Annotated in this window: 16 protein-coding genes; 7 read left to right on the top strand and 9 right to left on the bottom strand. The window is 34.7% G+C overall.

What is annotated here, in order from left to right:
* Position 1: 1 nt before the first annotated feature.
* Genes A9D35_RS06585 through A9D35_RS06575 form a run of 3 tightly spaced genes read right to left on the bottom strand, consistent with a single transcriptional unit; the run spans position 2 to position 2,649 of the window.
* Positions 2–757, bottom strand: coding sequence for a glycosyltransferase family 2 protein (locus A9D35_RS06585; protein WP_066225882.1), 756 nt, complete (start codon positions 755–757; stop codon positions 2–4).
* 8 nt (positions 758–765) lie between these two features.
* Entirely contained in the window at positions 766–1,833 is a 1,068-nt protein-coding gene (locus A9D35_RS06580) for a glycosyltransferase family 9 protein (RefSeq protein ID WP_066220647.1), read from the bottom strand.
* Positions 1,834–2,649: a 2,3,4,5-tetrahydropyridine-2,6-dicarboxylate N-succinyltransferase gene (locus A9D35_RS06575; protein WP_066220644.1), complete on the bottom strand. Its 816-nt coding sequence runs from the start codon at positions 2,647–2,649 to the stop codon at positions 1,834–1,836.
* A 326-nt stretch (positions 2,650–2,975) separates the two neighbouring features.
* On the opposite strand from A9D35_RS06575, the gene ruvX reads away from it, so the two are divergent.
* The 6 genes from ruvX (at position 2,976) to A9D35_RS06545 (ending at position 7,333) form a co-directional block, all read left to right on the top strand.
* Positions 2,976–3,386: a Holliday junction resolvase RuvX gene (gene ruvX, locus A9D35_RS06570; protein ID WP_066220640.1), complete on the top strand. Its 411-nt coding sequence runs from the start codon at positions 2,976–2,978 to the stop codon at positions 3,384–3,386.
* Between the two features lie 121 nt (positions 3,387–3,507).
* Complete coding sequence (locus tag A9D35_RS06565) at positions 3,508–3,777, top strand: hypothetical protein (protein WP_066220637.1); 270 nt, start codon at positions 3,508–3,510, stop codon at positions 3,775–3,777.
* Between the two features lie 113 nt (positions 3,778–3,890).
* Positions 3,891–4,481: a peptide deformylase gene (def, locus tag A9D35_RS06560; protein WP_066220635.1), complete on the top strand. Its 591-nt coding sequence runs from the start codon at positions 3,891–3,893 to the stop codon at positions 4,479–4,481.
* A 55-nt stretch (positions 4,482–4,536) separates the two neighbouring features.
* A complete protein-coding gene (locus A9D35_RS06555) occupies positions 4,537–4,986 on the top strand; it encodes a DUF5606 family protein (RefSeq protein WP_066220633.1) in 450 nt (149 codons plus the stop codon).
* A gap of 97 nt (positions 4,987–5,083) precedes the next feature.
* Positions 5,084–5,857 (top strand): nucleoside triphosphate pyrophosphohydrolase, encoded by a 774-nt coding sequence (gene mazG, locus A9D35_RS06550; RefSeq protein ID WP_066220630.1) that lies wholly within the window; start codon positions 5,084–5,086, stop codon positions 5,855–5,857.
* A 411-nt stretch (positions 5,858–6,268) separates the two neighbouring features.
* The gene (locus A9D35_RS06545; RefSeq protein ID WP_066220629.1) at positions 6,269–7,333 is read left to right on the top strand and encodes a polysaccharide lyase family 7 protein; all 1,065 of its coding nucleotides are present in this window, start codon (positions 6,269–6,271) and stop codon (positions 7,331–7,333) included.
* Positions 7,334–7,477: 144 nt separating this feature from the next.
* On the opposite strand, the gene ribB is transcribed toward A9D35_RS06545, so the two are convergent.
* From ribB to tpx, 6 genes are all read right to left on the bottom strand, one after another.
* Positions 7,478–8,635: a 3,4-dihydroxy-2-butanone-4-phosphate synthase gene (ribB, locus tag A9D35_RS06540; RefSeq protein WP_066220626.1), complete on the bottom strand. Its 1,158-nt coding sequence runs from the start codon at positions 8,633–8,635 to the stop codon at positions 7,478–7,480.
* Positions 8,636–8,653: 18 nt separating this feature from the next.
* Complete coding sequence (locus A9D35_RS06535) at positions 8,654–10,639, bottom strand: LptF/LptG family permease (protein WP_083191651.1); 1,986 nt, start codon at positions 10,637–10,639, stop codon at positions 8,654–8,656.
* 4 nt (positions 10,640–10,643) lie between these two features.
* Complete coding sequence (lolA1, locus tag A9D35_RS06530; protein ID WP_066220620.1) at positions 10,644–11,285, bottom strand: outer membrane lipoprotein periplasmic chaperone LolA1; 642 nt, start codon at positions 11,283–11,285, stop codon at positions 10,644–10,646.
* A gap of 1 nt (position 11,286) precedes the next feature.
* Entirely contained in the window at positions 11,287–13,737 is a 2,451-nt protein-coding gene (locus A9D35_RS06525; protein ID WP_066220618.1) for a DNA translocase FtsK, read from the bottom strand.
* A gap of 65 nt (positions 13,738–13,802) precedes the next feature.
* The gene (locus A9D35_RS06520; protein WP_066220616.1) at positions 13,803–14,171 is read right to left on the bottom strand and encodes a diacylglycerol kinase; all 369 of its coding nucleotides are present in this window, start codon (positions 14,169–14,171) and stop codon (positions 13,803–13,805) included.
* A complete protein-coding gene (gene tpx / locus A9D35_RS06515) occupies positions 14,164–14,670 on the bottom strand; it encodes a thiol peroxidase (RefSeq protein WP_066220613.1) in 507 nt (168 codons plus the stop codon). The genes A9D35_RS06520 and tpx overlap by 8 nt, the downstream gene beginning before the upstream one ends.
* Before the next feature lie 300 nt (positions 14,671–14,970).
* Here tpx and katG point away from each other — a divergent pair, with 300 nt between their 5' ends.
* Positions 14,971–17,232 carry a catalase/peroxidase HPI gene (gene katG, locus A9D35_RS06510; RefSeq protein ID WP_083191650.1) on the top strand — a complete coding sequence of 754 codons (2,262 nt, stop codon included), beginning with the start codon at positions 14,971–14,973 and terminating at the stop codon, positions 17,230–17,232.
* Positions 17,233–17,268: the final 36 nt, after the last annotated feature.

Here is a 17,268-nt window from a genome sequence, read left to right as displayed (position 1 = left end):
ATTATTCGCGTCCTTTTCGCAACAACCAAAGTTTTACATAACGCATAAAAATAACATAACCTTGTATATAACCAATGGTTAGGCCAACAACGCCATCTCTAAATCCAGACTGAACGATGTAATGTTTAAAAAAGCCCCAAAACGGTTTTATAACGAAGTGATATGGGGTAATTTTTCCTGTTTTTTTATCGTAATCTTTAGCTTGCCACCACGCATAACGATTCATTTTTTCTAAATACTTATCGAACGTAATATACGTATTGTGGTAAAATTTATTTTTTAACCGATCTACGTCACCATTTGTAATAATCTCGGCATGTACATGTTTATCTTGGTAAGTACAAAAATCACGTTTAAATAAACGTATTACACTATCGTTTCTCCAACCACTATAATGAACACGTTCGCCCATAAAATGATTCATACGACCAATCCAATAGGCAACCACATTGGGTTTTGGCTGTTTAAGAACCTCTAAAATTTCAGCCTTTAATTCGGGTGTAACACGCTCATCGGCATCGACAAGTAAAATCCATTCGTATTTGGCTTGCGGAATTGCCCAATTTTTCTGAGAAGCAGAATATTCATATTCTCTTCGAATTACTCTCGTAGCTAATTCACAAGCTTTCTCATAGGTACCGTCTGTACTAAAACTATCGACTACTAAAATCTCATCGGCAAAATCTACCGAAGCAATAACGGCTTCAATATTATGTATTTCGTTTCCTGTAGGAATAATAGCAGTGAGTTTGTTCATGGGCATTGTTACTGTGATAGGTTTGCGGTTAAAAAAGAATTTAGCTCGTCTGAAAAATAGTGAGGTTCAAACTTTTTATAAAGAGAAAGACTGTCTTTTTTCATTTCTTTCTCCGATTTAGAATGGTATAATTCCGGGCAATAATCTTTTAAATGCACCGATATATTATTGGTACCATCTTCAAAAATGCTCCAGGTATTTTTATCTATCCACGGCGAAAAAATAGTAAATGTTTTTACTTGCAAAGCTTTCGCCATATTTATGGCGCCACCTTCGTTACCAATAATAGCCTGACAATGGTAAAGGATAGTGATAAACTCGCGTAAACTTTTCCCATAAACCTCAAAAAATATATGAGATTGCGTTTCAGGTTTACAGTAATTATAAATCTGCTGCGCCTGTTCTAATTGCGAGGGGATATAGTTAAATAAAAGTTGTCCGTTGGTGGTTTTTACAACCTGATCTAAAACTTTAGCCATATAATTTAACGGATAAGATTTAGATTCATCGCTGCCTAAAACACCTATCATAAATAAGGGCTTATGTAAATCGATACCATGAGATTCTAAAAACACTTTACTCGCTTCTTTTTCTGAAGGTGCAAGATAAATTTTAGGTTTTAAAACTCTTGGTACTTTATGTAGTAACGGACCTAATAATTGAAGTCTGTTTTCTATGGCTAAACCCGCCTCGGTTTGAGGTGTTTTAGACCGTTTAATGGTTTCTGTATAAAGCCAATTGGAATACCATTTGTGGTAAGAAATTTTAGTTTTGGCTTTAGAATAATAGGTAATAATATTGCTAGATAGTTTAGAATATACATCTATAACAACATCAAAATTTTGGGTTTGAAGCGTTTTTGCATAAGTAATTAAAGCTGCAGAATTTTGCTCGGCAACTTTAGGAAAGACTTCAAAATGATCTATAAAAGGATTATGTTCTACAACAGAAAATGTATTGGAATTAATAAGATAATGCAATGCTGCACCGGGATATTCTTTTTTAAGTGCTTCAAACAAAATACTGCTTGTAAGCACATCACCAATCATCTTCTGTTGTATAACTAAAATTTTCATTTAAACTGCAACATCATTTTCGCGAAGTGCATTGTTTAAAGAGGTTTTTTTATCTGTACTTTCTTTACGTTTTCCGATAATTAAAGCACATGGAACTTGAAATTCTCCTGCTGGAAACTTTTTAGTATAACTTCCAGGAATAACAACAGAGCGTGCTGGAATTCTACCTTTAGTTTCTACCGGTGTGTCTCCCGTTACGTCTATAATTTTGGTACTCATAGTTAATACTACGTTTGCACCTAACACAGCTTCTTCTTCTACATGTACACCTTCTACAACGATACAACGAGAACCAATAAATACATTGTCTTCAATAATAACCGGAGCAGCTTGTAATGGTTCTAACACCCCACCAATACCAACACCACCAGAAAGGTGAACATTTTTACCAATTTGTGCACAGCTACCTACGGTAGCCCAAGTATCAACCATAGATCCAGAATCTACATACGCACCAATGTTAACATAACTAGGCATTAAAATAGTTCCAGAAGCAATAAAAGCACCATGACGGGCAACAGCATGAGGAACAACACGTATTCCTTTTTCTGCATAACCTGTTTTTAATGGAATTTTATCATGAAATTCTAATGGTCCACATTCTATAGTTTCCATTTTCTGAATTGGGAAATAAAGGACTACGGCTTTCTTTACCCATTCGTTAACTTGCCATCCATTTTCGGTTGGTTCTGCTACACGTAATTCTCCAGCATCTAAAAGAGAAACTACTTTTCTAATCGACTCAATGGTGTTGTTTTCAGATAACAACGCTCGGTTTTCCCAAGCTTGTTCTATGATAGATTGTAATTCTTTCATTGTAATTTTAAAATTTTCATCAAAGATACTTTTATAATTTATTACCTTAAAATGGATTCTATAAAAATTAAGAAAACTTTGCACAGGATTTCGTTAATGGTAGTCTGTTATTCATAGCATCATCCTGAATTTTTAGGGTTTCATTGTGTAAGTACACTTCCTAATAGTACTTAGAAGCTGAAACTAGTTCAACATATTTCTAAGAATGGTCATTTCAACAAAAGGAGAAATCTCATCTTAAATTAATCCATTCTCAAATCAATTTTTTGGAGTCAAATTTTAGCTGTAACAGCTAATAACAGTAACTTTGCCTAAAACTTAATATAATGGCAAGAATTTTAGCAATCGATTTTGGAAAAGTAAGAACAGGTTTAGCTATAACAGATGAATTGCAAATTATTGCTTCTGGGCTTACAACGGTTGAAACTAAGCAACTTATTCCATTTTTAAAAGATTATATTTCTAAAGAATCTGTCGAGCTTTTTGTGGTGGGTGAACCTAAGCAAATGGATGCCACAGCCTCAGAAAGTGAAGCTTTGATTGTTCCATTCCTAGAAAAATTGGCAAAAGCTATACCCGATATTCCTGTGGTACGTGTCGATGAGCGTTTTACGTCTAAAATGGCATTTCAAACCATGATTGATGGTGGACTAAAAAAGAAACAACGTAAAAATAAAGCACTTATAGACGAAATTAGCGCAACCTTAATATTACAGAGTTATTTATACTCTAAATAAGCTTGGTTTTTAACCTTGTTTTATTTGGTTTTAACTAGTTATCGAGAATTAATTGGTGTTCAACTAAATTTTTTACGAGATCGGTACTTTGCTTCTATATTTGGTTTAAATAAGTAAAGTGATGAATTTTAGTAAGTTAATGTTTTTAGTGGTAATGCTGTGTTTTGGGACTATGCAACTTAGGGCGCAAAACGGAGAAGGAGAGGTGCAACAGCAACTAATAAAAACAGAAATAAGAGAGGTGACTCCTGTACGAATTCAGAACATCAATTTAAAAAAGTCTATCCAATTAGCAAACAGGCATCGCGATTTAATAAATGCCTTAGTAAAGGCTAAAATTAAATGTAATATAGATTTATTTGTTATACAAAAAGACGTAGTACATTGTTAGAAAACATAAAATACTCTTAAAATTTAAAACTCCTTAACAAAGGAGTTTTTTTATTATAGGCTATTAACCGTAAGAATTGTATTTTTGCATTTCAATTTTTACAACGTACACAAATGATATTACCAATTGTCGCTTATGGCGATCCCGTTTTAAAAAAGGTTGCACAAGATATTACTCCAGAATATCCTAATTTTGTTGAGCTTCTCGAGAATATGTATGAAACCATGTATAATGCCTTTGGTGTTGGTCTAGCGGCGCCACAAATAGGTTTGCCAATTCGGTTATTTGTAGTGGATGCAACACCATTCTCTGAAGACGAAGACCTTACCGAAGAAGAACAAAAAGAATTACAAGGTTTTAAAAAGGCATTTGTAAATGCTAAGATTACTGCAGAAGAAGGGGATGAGTGGGCTTTTAACGAAGGTTGTTTAAGTATCCCAGATGTGCGTGAAGATGTGTTTAGAAAGTCTAAAATTACCATCGAATATTTAGATGAAAATTTTGAGCCGAAAGTAGAAACTTACAACGGACTTATAGCACGTGTTATTCAGCATGAATACGACCATATTGACGGTATTTTATTTACCGAAAAACTATCTACATTAAAGAAACGATTAATAAAAGGACGATTAGATAATATCTCGAAAGGAAAAATTAAGGTAGATTACAAAATGCGTTTTCCAAATCAAAAAAAGAAACGATAATATTTGTATTACACTTTTAAACACAAGATATTTGCCATCTTTTAAAAAATAATTTATGAGCTTAGATAAAATATTAGCTATTTCAGGAAAACCAGGATTATACAAATTAATCATGCAAACGCGCAACGGGTTTATAGCAGAATCTTTATTAGATAATAAAAGACTATCTGTTACCATGAACCATAATGTTAGCGTGTTAAGCGAAATAGCCATTTATACCTTAACAGAAGAAGTGCCTTTAAAAACAGTGCTTCAAACTATTGCAACAAAAGAAAATAATGAGCCTTCTAGTGTAAGTCATAAAGACAGTAAAGATAAATTAGAAGAGTATTTCTTTGAAGTTTTACCAGATTACGATGAAGATCGTGTATACCCAAGCGATATTAAAAAAGTGATTCAATGGTATAATTTACTTCAGAAGAACGATTTATTAAATTTCGAAACTGAATCTGAAGAAGTTGAAGAAGAAGCGACCGAAGAGCCTGTTGCAGATAAAAAAGAATAAATGTAATTGAATACATATATATCAAAGTCCGACCTCGAGTCGGACTTTCGTTTTTACTACCTTTGGTAGCATACAGTTTTTATTTTAAAATTTACTTATGAATACACGAGCAGATCAACTTCAAGCTTTCGATAGATTATTAACCATTATGGACGAACTTCGTGAGCAATGTCCGTGGGATAAAAAGCAGACCATGGAAACCTTACGCCATTTAACTATAGAAGAAACCTACGAGCTTGGCGATGCCATTCTAGACAACGATCTTCATGAAATTAAAAAAGAGTTGGGCGATGTATTGCTTCACATTGTATTTTATGCCAAAATAGGCAGCGAAACAAACGATTTCGATATTGCAGATGTTTGTCATTCTATTTGCGACAAATTAATAGAGAGGCATCCTCATATTTATAGCGATGTTGTTGTAGAAAATGAAGACGATGTTAAACGTAATTGGGAAAAGTTAAAATTAAAAGAAGGTAATAAGAGTGTATTGCAAGGTGTGCCTAACAGTTTGCCTGCTTTAGTAAAAGCAAGTCGTATTCAAGAAAAGGTAGCAGGCATAGGATTTGATTGGGAAAAGCCAGAGCAGGTTTGGGAAAAAGTGCAAGAAGAATTAGATGAGTTAAATGTCGAAATTTCTAATAAAAACCAGGAAGCCATAGAAGATGAATTTGGAGATGTTCTATTTTCTTTAGTCAATTATGCTAGGTTTTTAAAAATTAATCCAGAAAATGCTTTAGAGCGAACTAATAAAAAATTTAAGAAAAGGTTTCAATATTTAGAGGGTAAAGCCGCGTTATTAAACAAATCTTTACAAGATATGACACTTGCCGAAATGGATGTGTTTTGGGAAGAAGCAAAAAAACTTTAATTTATTTCAAATATAAAAAGTCCAAGATTAAAATCTGTTCGTATATAAAATAAGGATGACATAATTCTTCATAGATTAAGATTAATAGCATAATCCTTACATTTTAAAATATGTCATTCAAGATAGTTATTTCTATATAGGTTAAGGGAATAGCGGTTTAGTTAGTAAATCCTACTTGATTTTTTCAAGTAGGATTTAGTTTTTTATAGAATCTTGTCCCTTACTGAAATAACGATACTAAGTTATTTTTTTATCCAAAGCTCTTATTTTATATTTAAGTTTATGCCCTTTTACCTGTTAATTATGGGTGTTAATAAGCACATGATATCTCATAATTTATAAAAACAATTCCTGTAAGATCTTTGAAAATTTCAAAACAAATGCTTATTATGGTGCTAAATAATTTTAAGCATGAATATAAAATTTAGTAAATCATTATTACGATTATCGGTTGTTGCTTTAGGGATGTCTATAGGCCTAGTATCTTGTAAGGAATCTAAAAATAAACCGGTAGAAAAGAGCGTCGCAGAAACAAAATATCCGAGTGATGTTATTCCATTTATGGATCAGTGGAAAATTCTTTTAGGCGATGGTACGCATCTAGAAGACTTAGAGCATTATGAAAACAAAGATTTCTTTTATGTTACTAACGATGGGGATACAGACTGGGTCGTTTATAAAACGCCAAATTCTGGGGTAACTTCTAGAACCTCGAGTAATACAAGAACCGAATTAGGTCAGAAAAAACATTGGATTCCAGAAGTGGGAGGCAAGTTAAACGGGACTTTAAAGGTACAACATGTTTCTACCTCGGGCGATGCTAGAGTTGCAGCTTCATATTCTGTGGTGGTTGGTCAAATTCATAGTCATGAAGGGCATGAAAACGAGCCGATTAAAATATTTTATAAAAAATTTCCAGGTCATACAAAAGGATCTGTGTTTTGGAATTACGAAATAAATACTGAAGGAGATAATGCTAAACGCTGGGATTACTCTACGGCTATTTGGGGATACGATATGTCTGTAGTAGGAGATAGTCCATCATCTTATCCGGAAGAACCTAAGGATGGAATTGCCTTGGGAGAAGAATTTAGTTACGAAATAAATGTTTATAAAGGAACCATGTACCTTACGTTTAAAAGCAAAGGACACGACACAAAAACGTTTACTAAAAATTTATTGCAATCGGATTTTGCTAAAACCTCAGATATTCCAGAACAAATCTGGACCTTGTATGCCGCGATAGGTCGTGATGGGGTAGAGCGTGAAAATGCTTATGCTGGCGAAATACAATATTTTAAGCAAGGAGCCTATAATCAAACGAATGGAAAAAGCCCTGAAGATAATATTGTTTGGTATACAGGATCTGAAACTTATGATGGCGATATTCAAAAACAATATAATAATGGCTGTTATACAGAGGTGTGGTTTAAAGACGCCAAAGTTGGTCCTGGTACTGCGCCAAATCTTGAATAGTTATAAAGATTAAAAATTCTAGAATCAGCTAAAATAAAAAGGCTATTTAAAAGTATAAAGCACCGTCATTCTGAATTTATTTCAGGTAGATGAAAACTCAACTTTTTAAACAGCCTTCTCTATGTTTTATAGTGAAATTTTGGCTTAGTAATTAACGTAATCAATAATTTCTAATCCGTAACCAATCATTCCTACACGTTTAGTGTGTTCACTATTCGATATTAATCGCAGTTTATGAATCCCTAAATCGTGTAATATTTGAGCTCCAATTCCGAAGTCTTTGTTATCCATAGCTACACTAGGTGCTTTGGTTACTGTATTAGGTTTTTGTTCCTGTTTTAAAACCGATAAACGTTTTAAAATGTTCATGGCTTTAGGTTCTTGGTTTATAAAAATAATGGCACCATTTTCAGCTTCGTTAACTACTTTAAACATGCTGTCTAATTTAGCGTCGGCATTATTGGTAAGCGTACCTAGAATATCGTTGTTTACTAGAGTCGAGTTAATACGCGTTAATACGGGAGCATCTGCTTTCCATTGCCCTTTGGTAAGTGCAATATGCACTTGGTTATTTGTGGTTTGTTTATAAGCGCGCAATCTAAATTTTCCAAATCGCGTTTCGATATCGAAATCTTCTTTTTTCTCTATTAAAGAATCGTGTTGCATTCTATAAGCTACTAAATCTTCAATAGAAACGATTTTTAAATCGAATTTTTTAGCAACTTCTATAAGTTGAGGTAAACGCGCCATTGTACCATCTTCGTTCATGATTTCAACAATCATTCCTGCCGGGTCTAAACCTGCTAATCTAGCAAAATCTATTGCCGCTTCGGTATGGCCGGTACGTCTTAATACACCACCGTCTTTTGCTACAAGAGGAAAAATATGACCAGGTCTTGCCAAGTCAAACGATTTAGTTTTCGGATCTATAAGGGCCTGTACAGTGAGTGCTCTATCTGCAGCCGAAATTCCGGTGGTTACACCTTTTCCGCGTAAATCTACAGACACGGTAAAAGCGGTTTCCATGTGGTCTGTATTATTACTAACCATCATATGTAAATCTAATGCTTTACAACGACTTTCTGTTAGTGGGGCGCAAATTAATCCGCGACCATGAGTTGCCATAAAATTTACCATTTCTGGCGTAGCTTTTGAAGCTGCGGCAACAAAGTCACCTTCATTTTCGCGATCCTCATCATCTACAACAATAATTACTTTACCATTTCTAACATCGTCAATGGCTTCTTTAATACTGTGTAATTTAAAAGATAGAGGAGTCTTTTCTTTGGTATCTGTCATCATATTGCAAAGATATTGCTTTTAGTTTAAATGTAGTATAGCATCTTTACTTAAGTCTGCATTTGCTTTATGTTTGTTAAAAATAAAGGCAATAGGAAATAGAAAGATGCCTAAAATAAGCATAGGAATACTCGAAGTCTTGTTTTTCTGCTTTAAATGCTTTTTTAAAGCCATTATATTTAGTTGTTGAGCAATATAATAGATTATAAATACGACAAAAGATATAATGCTTAATTGTACGGATATAAATGCAAATTCTGGCATTTTATTGTTTTTCAAAATGAAAAATAATATGAGTAATACAATACCAATGGCATTAAAAATTAAAGCGATTTTAGAATGAATTTTGAATAGGGATACCAGATGTAAAGACGTTTCGAATTTCGAATCTATTTTAACGCCTTTTGCTTTAATGGCCTCTAAACTTAAATTGCGTTCTTGCAAGGTATACAAAGCTTCAATTTTTCCTGATTCATGGTAATTATAGCTTGTTGGATTTTTTATAAGCTCTAGTAGCTTATCTTCTTTATAGCGTTTAAAGTCGGTAAAATCTCTACTTAAACCATCTGGAAAAGTGTCTTTAGAGTGATCTTTAAAAGGTAATAGTTTTTTAAGCGGAATTAATATATGATCGAACTCGAATAAACCTTTGTCTGCTGTAGCGCGACGCGTTAAAAACACACCTAAAGGAAACATAATTAAGGTTGAAAACCAAGAGGCTAAAATAGGACTAAACGTTCCGTCTTTAGCACTGTTTTTAGCAAATATCCCGATGAAGTGGTAGGTTAAAAATAATAAAATGGCAATAATCATAGGTAAACCTAATCCCCCTTTTCTAATTAAAGCACCCAATGGCGCTCCCACAAAAAAGAGAATGATACAGGCAAATCCTAAAGATAATTTTTCGTGTAAAGCAATAACGTGCTTGTTTATCCAAGATGATTTTGCTTTAAACGATTTTTCGTTAGTTCTAATAATTTGTTGCGTGCTTGAGGCATTATTGATAGATAATTCTACAATTTGAATACGTTTATAAGAGTCGAATAAATCTAATAGATTGCCCGTAAATACGCTGTCGTTTTTCGGTTTAATGGTTGTTTCTAAACCTTTAATTCCGTAGCGATTGTATATGTTATTCGAGAACGAATTGTAATCTTTAGAGCGTTCTGTGGTAAGAGAATCTATGGTGTAATCTAAATCTGTAACATTCAACATATTATACTTGTCGCTTACATTTTTGTCGTCTAAATCGACATCATTAAATTGCGATAAATCGGTATTAAGCGTATAAGTATCGAATGCACTTTTTGTTAGCGGGCGGCGTCGTCTTTCGTTTGCTTTTTTTGGAGGTGTATCATCGTAATAATTTCCATCTTTTAAGATGAGTTTTAAAACATCAGATTTTTCCTGGCTAAGCAATTCACCTTCCTTAGCAACTATTGTGGTGTAGTTTCCTAGACCGTTTTCCGCTTTTTTATGAATAATAACGTTGTGTAAATATTGGCCTTGATCTCCTGTTTTTTTTGCGACTTTAATATTAAGTGATCCAAAATCGTTAAACTGGCCCTCTGCAATAACCATTGCGGGTTTTAGTTTCGCAATATTTTTACGAAGATTATAAGACTCGTATTCTCCCCAAGGAATAACATTGTTGGCAAAGAAAAAGGTAACAATTCCTAGTATAACAATAAATACACTAAGCCCAGCCATGGCACGTTGCAACGAAATTCCTGTCGATTTCATGGCCGCAAATTCATAGTTTTCGGCAAAGCTTCCAAAAACCATAATAGAAGTTAGTAAAATAGTAAGCGGTAATACTAACGGAATTAATTTAGGGGAATAGTACAGTAAAAATTTTAAAATAACGATAACATCCAAATCCTTTCCGGCCAATTCTTTTATAAAAAGCCAAATGGTTTGCAACACAAAAATCATCATGAGTATTACAAATACGCTGATGAATGTTTTAAGGTATGTGGTTAATATATATCGGTCTAATATTTTCAAGTACCTAGTTTAATTTATTGATGTAGTAATTTTTGTATTTGTTTTTATCAAAGGTAAATAAGGCTTTAGATAAGGTTTCGTTAGTTTTAAAAGCAGTAACAGTAAGGGTGGTTTGTGTTCCGTTTTTACCAACTTCAATTAAATTGTAAATATGGTTTGTTTGCGGATCGATTCCTAATAGCACATGATTAATTTCGGAATTAGAATCCATCGGAATTAATTTTACGTACTGAATTTTTCTTCCTTTAATGTTTTGCTCTTTGTCCATTTTAAACGTATAACCTTCGCTGTAAAACGATAACATTTTGCTAGGGGTAATACTGTTTTCGTCGTTAGGATCTTCCGTAGAAATGGTTACTTCTTCATCTTCAGGATTAATACTGTATAGGGTTTTTCCGTCGAATATACGCGTGATGCCCAAGATGTTTAAAATGTATTTTTCGCCTTCCATAACCACATCGCCACGGGTTTCTTGGTTAATGTTTTCGGCTTCATTATGAAGGACGTATTTAAAATCTAAAGAAATATTGTCGTAAGATTTTACTTTTTTTGAAACCTGATCTAATAGGGCTTTGGCTTTTGCATCGCTTTGGCTAAAACCTACAAGGCTAAAGCATAAGGTTAGTGCAAGTAAACATGTTTTCATTCTAGTTATTCTTTTCATTTTCTAATAATTGTTCTAACGCAATAAAATCGGGCACTAATACTTGTCTGGCCTTACTACCTTCAAACGGGCCAACTATTCCAGCTGCTTCCAATTGATCGATTAAACGCCCAGCGCGATTATAACCTAATTTTAATTTTCGTTGTAATAATGAAGCAGATCCTTGTTGTGCAGTTACAATAACTTCGGCAGCTTCTCTAAATAATTTATCTCTATCAGAGATATCAATATCAAGATTTGTGCCACCTTCTTCGCCCACATACTCTGGTAATAAATGGGCATCTGGAAATGCTTTTTGATCCCCGATAAAATCGACAATTCGCTCTACTTCTGGCGTGTCTACAAAGGCACATTGAATACGCACTAATTCGTTACCTTGTGTGTACAACATATCTCCACGACCTATAAGTTGGTCGGCTCCAGACCCGTCTAAAATGGTTCTCGAGTCTATTTTACTTGTTACTCTAAACGCAATTCTGGCAGGGAAATTCGCTTTTATGATACCTGTAATTACGTTAACCGACGGACGTTGCGTAGCAATAATTAAGTGGATACCTATGGCACGCGCTAATTGTGCTAAACGGGCTACAGGAGTTTCTACCTCTTTACCAGCCGTCATTATTAAATCGGCAAACTCATCGACTACCAATACAATATAGGGTAAGAAGGCGTGACCATCGTTAGGGTTTAATTTACGTGCTTTAAATTTGGTGTTATATTCTACAATGTTACGGCATAATGCATTTTTAAGCATTTCGTAACGGTTATCCATTTCTATACAAAGCGAGTTAAGCGTGTTAATTACTTTAGTATTATCGGTAATAATAGCATCAGATTCGTCTGGTAATTTAGCAAGGTAGTGGCGTTCTATTTTATTGAAAAGTGTTAATTCAACTTTTTTCGGATCGACTAAAACAAACTTAACTTCTGCTGGATGTTTTTTATAAAGTAACGAAGTAAGCACGGCGTTTAGTCCAACAGATTTTCCTTGTCCTGTTGCTCCGGCCATAAGCATGTGTGGCATTTTTGCTAAATCGACCACAAAGGTTTCGTTACTAATAGTTTTTCCAAAAGCAATAGGTAATTGCATATCTGTTTTTTGAAACTTTTGTGATGCAATAACAGATCGCATAGAAACAATGGTCGAGTTTTTATTCGGAACTTCAATACCAATAGTTCCCTTTCCTGGAATTGGTGCGATAATACGAATCCCTAATGCCGATAGAGATAAGGCAATATCGTCTTCTAGGTTTTTAATTTTAGAAATTCGAATTCCGGCTTCTGGTACAATTTCGTAAAGTGTTACTGTTGGTCCAATGGTTGCCTTAATACTCGCAATACCTATTTTATAGTTATTAAGGGTTTCCACAATTCTATTTTTGTTATCCTCGAGTTCTTCTTGGTTGATAGAAATGCCTTCGTTGTCGTATTTTTTTAATAAATCTAAAGGAGGAAATTGATATTTGCCTAGCTCCAAAGTAGGGTCGAATAAACCAAAATCGGCTACTAATTTATTTGCTAAATTATCTGTTTCAGAAATTTCTTCTTCTACCTGTTCAACCTCCATTTCTATGTCGGCTTCAAGGGGTTCTTCTTTTGGCGTTTCTACCTCGAAAGATTTAACAGAAGGGGTAGGTGCTTTAACTATAGGTTCTAACTCTATACTAGGTTCCGGAACAGGTAATGGCTCTGGTTGAGGAGGAGTAACTGGTTTTGGTGTTTGTGGTTTGTCTTCTACAGGAATTTCATAAGCTTTTTTAATGGCCTCAGCTTCTTCAGTTAAATTATTGTCAAAAGTAAACGCATCTTCTTTCGCCGATTTTAACTCGTCTGAAATATCTTTTTTAGCCGATTTGAATAAGGCTATAAAACTGTGAATTGTAATTTTAAATCGGGTAGCGAGATACACTATCAATCCGAAGAAAAGCAGTAGCGATACACCAAGAATCCCGATATAATCCTGTAAAAAAGTATTGGTTTCATAACCTACGATACCTCCTAGTATGGCATGTTTGGTTCCGAAAAATCCGAAGAATATAGAAAACCAAATGATTAGATATAGTCCCCAAAACCAATGGCGTCTTAATTTGTCATGATTTACATTTAATAGTACATGCAATCCCGACCTTATAAGTAACCAAGCAAAAATAAAAGCAGCAATACCAAATCCGCGGTAAATAAAAATATCGCTTAACCAAGCTCCAGATTTTTTTACCCAGTTTTCTGCTTTAGCATCGCGTAAAGAAAATTCATTTAATATGCTTTGGTCGGCTTTGCCTGTGAAGAAATAAGATAAGAATGCTGTACCTAAAAGAACACCTAATATAATGAGTAAACTACCAAAAATTAACTTTTGTTGGTTTGTTAATTTAAGACTTGGTTTTTTAAATTTAGGAGTACTAGGTTGTTTAGTTTTGGGTTTCTTTTTAGCCATCAACGCGCAGTTGTTAATTTGAACAAAAATACAAATTACTAACGTTTATCCTAAAGGTATAGTATTTAAAATAATTTTGGCAGATAAATAATAAAACCAATAATAATTGCGGCTATAGCTGCTATAAAAACAGCTCCTGCCGAGACGTCTTTTATAAAGCCTATTTTACTGTGGTGTTCGGGGTGAATAAAGTCGGCAATGGCTTCAATAGCAGTGTTTAAACCTTCGGCAGTCATTATTAAACCAATGGCTAAGGTTTGAAAAATCCACTCTGTTGGGGATATATCAAAATAAAAACCAGCTGCAGTCATGCAAAGTGCAATTACAAACTGGATTTTAATACTCGATTCTGTTTTTAAGAGTAGGATAGCGCCTTTATACGCATATCCTACACTTTTAATTCTGTTTACAAGAAACGTTTCTTTTTTAGGCATTTTTTATAGCGTCTAATGCAGCCTTATAATTTGGTTCGTCTACAGTTTCTGCTACCTGCTCTGTATATTTTACATCTCCATTGGCGTCAACAACAACCACACAACGAGAATGTAAAGCTTCTAAAGGGCCGTTTGTAAAATTTAAACCATAGGCTTTTCCAAAACTACCATCTTTATAATCAGATAGAGATATCACATTTTCTAAACCTTCTGCGCCACAAAAACGCGCTTGAGCAAATGGTAGGTCGTGAGAGATACATAACACTTTAGTGTTGTCTAAGCTGCTAGCTTCTTTGTTAAATTGTCTTACAGATTGGGCACAAGTCCCAGTATCTACACTCGGAAAAATGTTTAAAATAACGTTGTTCCCTGCAAAATCTTTTAAAGATTTAGACCCTAAGTCTGTAGAGGTTAATGTAAAATCTGGAGCTTTTGTTCCTACTTTAGGAAGTTCTCCAGAAGTTTCTATTGCATTGCCTTTTAAGGTTACTGTTGCCATAATTGAATTTTTAATTTTTATAAAAATAAGAATAATTAGGAGTATTGATGTTAAGGGAATCTAAATTTTTTGACTAAAATACCTTGTAATAATGCAAAATCTTAAGTCTTTATTAACAGAAGGGAGTTAAAAGGATTGTGCTGTTTTTTTTAACTTTATTGTGGTGAAATGTGCGCCGAAACATATCGATAAAATTTATTGATTTCATTATAAATTATAAAAATTAGCTATCAATAAGCGGTTAAACATTAGGCTATATATTTGTGAGTACGACATTAATTTTTTTAAATAACATATAACATGGAAAACGAAACACAAGGCAAATGCCCACATTCTAGTCAAGAAGGGCATGCAGATACAGCAGGATCTATACATGCAGAAAATGAAGAGTTAAACGGAAGTGTATCTCAAAGTTCTGGAAAATGTCCGTTTATGCATGGTTCTAATACTGCTGCAGATAAATCGGTAACCGATTGGTGGCCAAATGCTCTAAATTTAGATATTTTACATCAACACGATAGTAAGACAAATCCGTTAGGAAATGACTTCGATTATTTAGAGGAATTGAAAAAACTAGATGTTGAGGCACTTAAGAAAGATTTGCATGATTTTATGACCGATAGCCAAGATTGGTGGCCAGCAGATTGGGGTCACTATGGTGGATTAATGATTAGAATGTCTTGGCATGCTGCTGGTACTTATAGATTAGCCGATGGTCGTGGTGGTGGTGGAACAGGAAACCAACGTTTTGCTCCGCTAAATTCATGGCCGGATAATGTGAGTTTAGATAAAGCCAGACGTTTGCTTTGGCCTATCAAGAAAAAATATGGTAATAAAGTAAGTTGGGCCGACCTTATTATATTAGCAGGAACTATCGCTTACGAAAGTATGGGATTAAAAACCTATGGTTTTGCCTTTGGTCGTCCAGATATTTGGCATCCAGAAAAAGACGTGTATTGGGGAGCAGAAAAAGAATGGTTAGCACCAAGTGACGAGCGTTATGCTAATGTAGATAGCCCAGATACGATGGAGAATCCTCTAGCGGCGGTACAAATGGGACTTATTTATGTGAATCCAGAAGGGGTTAATGGTAAGTCAGATCCTTTAAAAACAGCAGCACAAGTAAGAGAAACGTTTAAGCGTATGGCTATGAACGATGAAGAAACAGTGGCCTTAACTGCCGGTGGTCATACCGTAGGTAAAACACATGGAAATGGCGATGCAAGTATTTTAGGTCCAGATCCAGAATCTGCCGGAGTGGAAGCTCAAGGTTTAGGTTGGGCGAATCCAACGAAGTCAGGAAAAGGACGATATACCGTAACGAGTGGTTTAGAAGGTGCCTGGACAACTAACCCTACAAAATGGGATAATGGTTTCTTTGAAATGTTGTTTAATCACGAATGGGAATTACGTAAAAGTCCAGCAGGAGCACATCAATGGGAACCGGTTTCTATTAAAGAAGAAGATATGCCTGTAGATGTTGAAGACTTAACGACGCGACATAACCCAATGATGACAGATGCCGATATGGCGATGAAAGTAGATCCTATTTATAGAGAGATTTCATTAAAATTTAAAAATGATTTTGAAGCTTTCTCTGATGCTTTTGCTCGTGCCTGGTTTAAATTAACACATAGAGATATGGGGCCAAAAGACCGTTGGTTTGGACCAGATATACCTCAAGAAGATTTAATTTGGCAAGATCCAGTGCCTAAAGGAAATTCTAGTTACGATGCCGATGCTGTAAAAGGTAAAATAGCAAGTACAGATTTAAGTATATCTGAATTAGTTTCTACAGCTTGGGATAGTGCTAGAACCTATAGAGGGTCAGATTTTAGAGGGGGAACCAATGGGGCACGAATTCAATTAGAGCCTCAAGTACAATGGGAAGGTAACGAGCCAGAACGTCTTGCTAAAGTGCTATCGGTGTTACAGCCTATTGCAACGGAATTTGGAATTAGTCTTGCCGATACCATTGTATTAGCAGGTAATGTAGGAGTGGAAAAAGCGATGAAAAATGCAGGGATGCACTTAAGTATTCCGTTTACTCCAGGGCGTGGAGATGCAAGTCAGGACATGACCGATGTAGAATCTTTTGAATCTCTAGAACCACTTGCCGATGGCTATAGAAATTGGCAAAAGAAGGATTATGTTGTAAGTCCGGAAGAATTATTGCTAGACCGTACGCAATTATTAGGTTTAACCGCTGCAGAAATGACAGTACTCGTTGGAGGTATGCGTGTTATGGGTACTAACTACGGAGGAACAAAACATGGTGTGTTTACCGATAATGAAGGTGCTCTAACGAATGATTTCTTTGTGAATTTAACCGATATGATTTACGAATGGAAACCAGTAGATAATGGTGTTTACGAAGTAACAAACCGTAAAACAGGTGAGGTTAAATTTACCGCAACTCGAGTAGATTTAGTGTTCGGATCTAATTCTATTTTACGTGCCTATTCAGAACTCTATGCGCAAGATGATAGTAAAGAGAAATTTGTAAACGATTTTGTTGCTGCATGGACCAAAATGATGAATGCAGGACGATTCGATATATAATAATTAAGTATTTTTAAGTAACTATAAGGGCAAGTG

Origin of the sequence: Formosa haliotis (assembly GCF_001685485.1) — a bacterium.
Taxonomy (GTDB): domain Bacteria; phylum Bacteroidota; class Bacteroidia; order Flavobacteriales; family Flavobacteriaceae; genus Formosa; species Formosa haliotis.
This window is presented reverse-complemented; position numbering and strand designations above follow the sequence as displayed.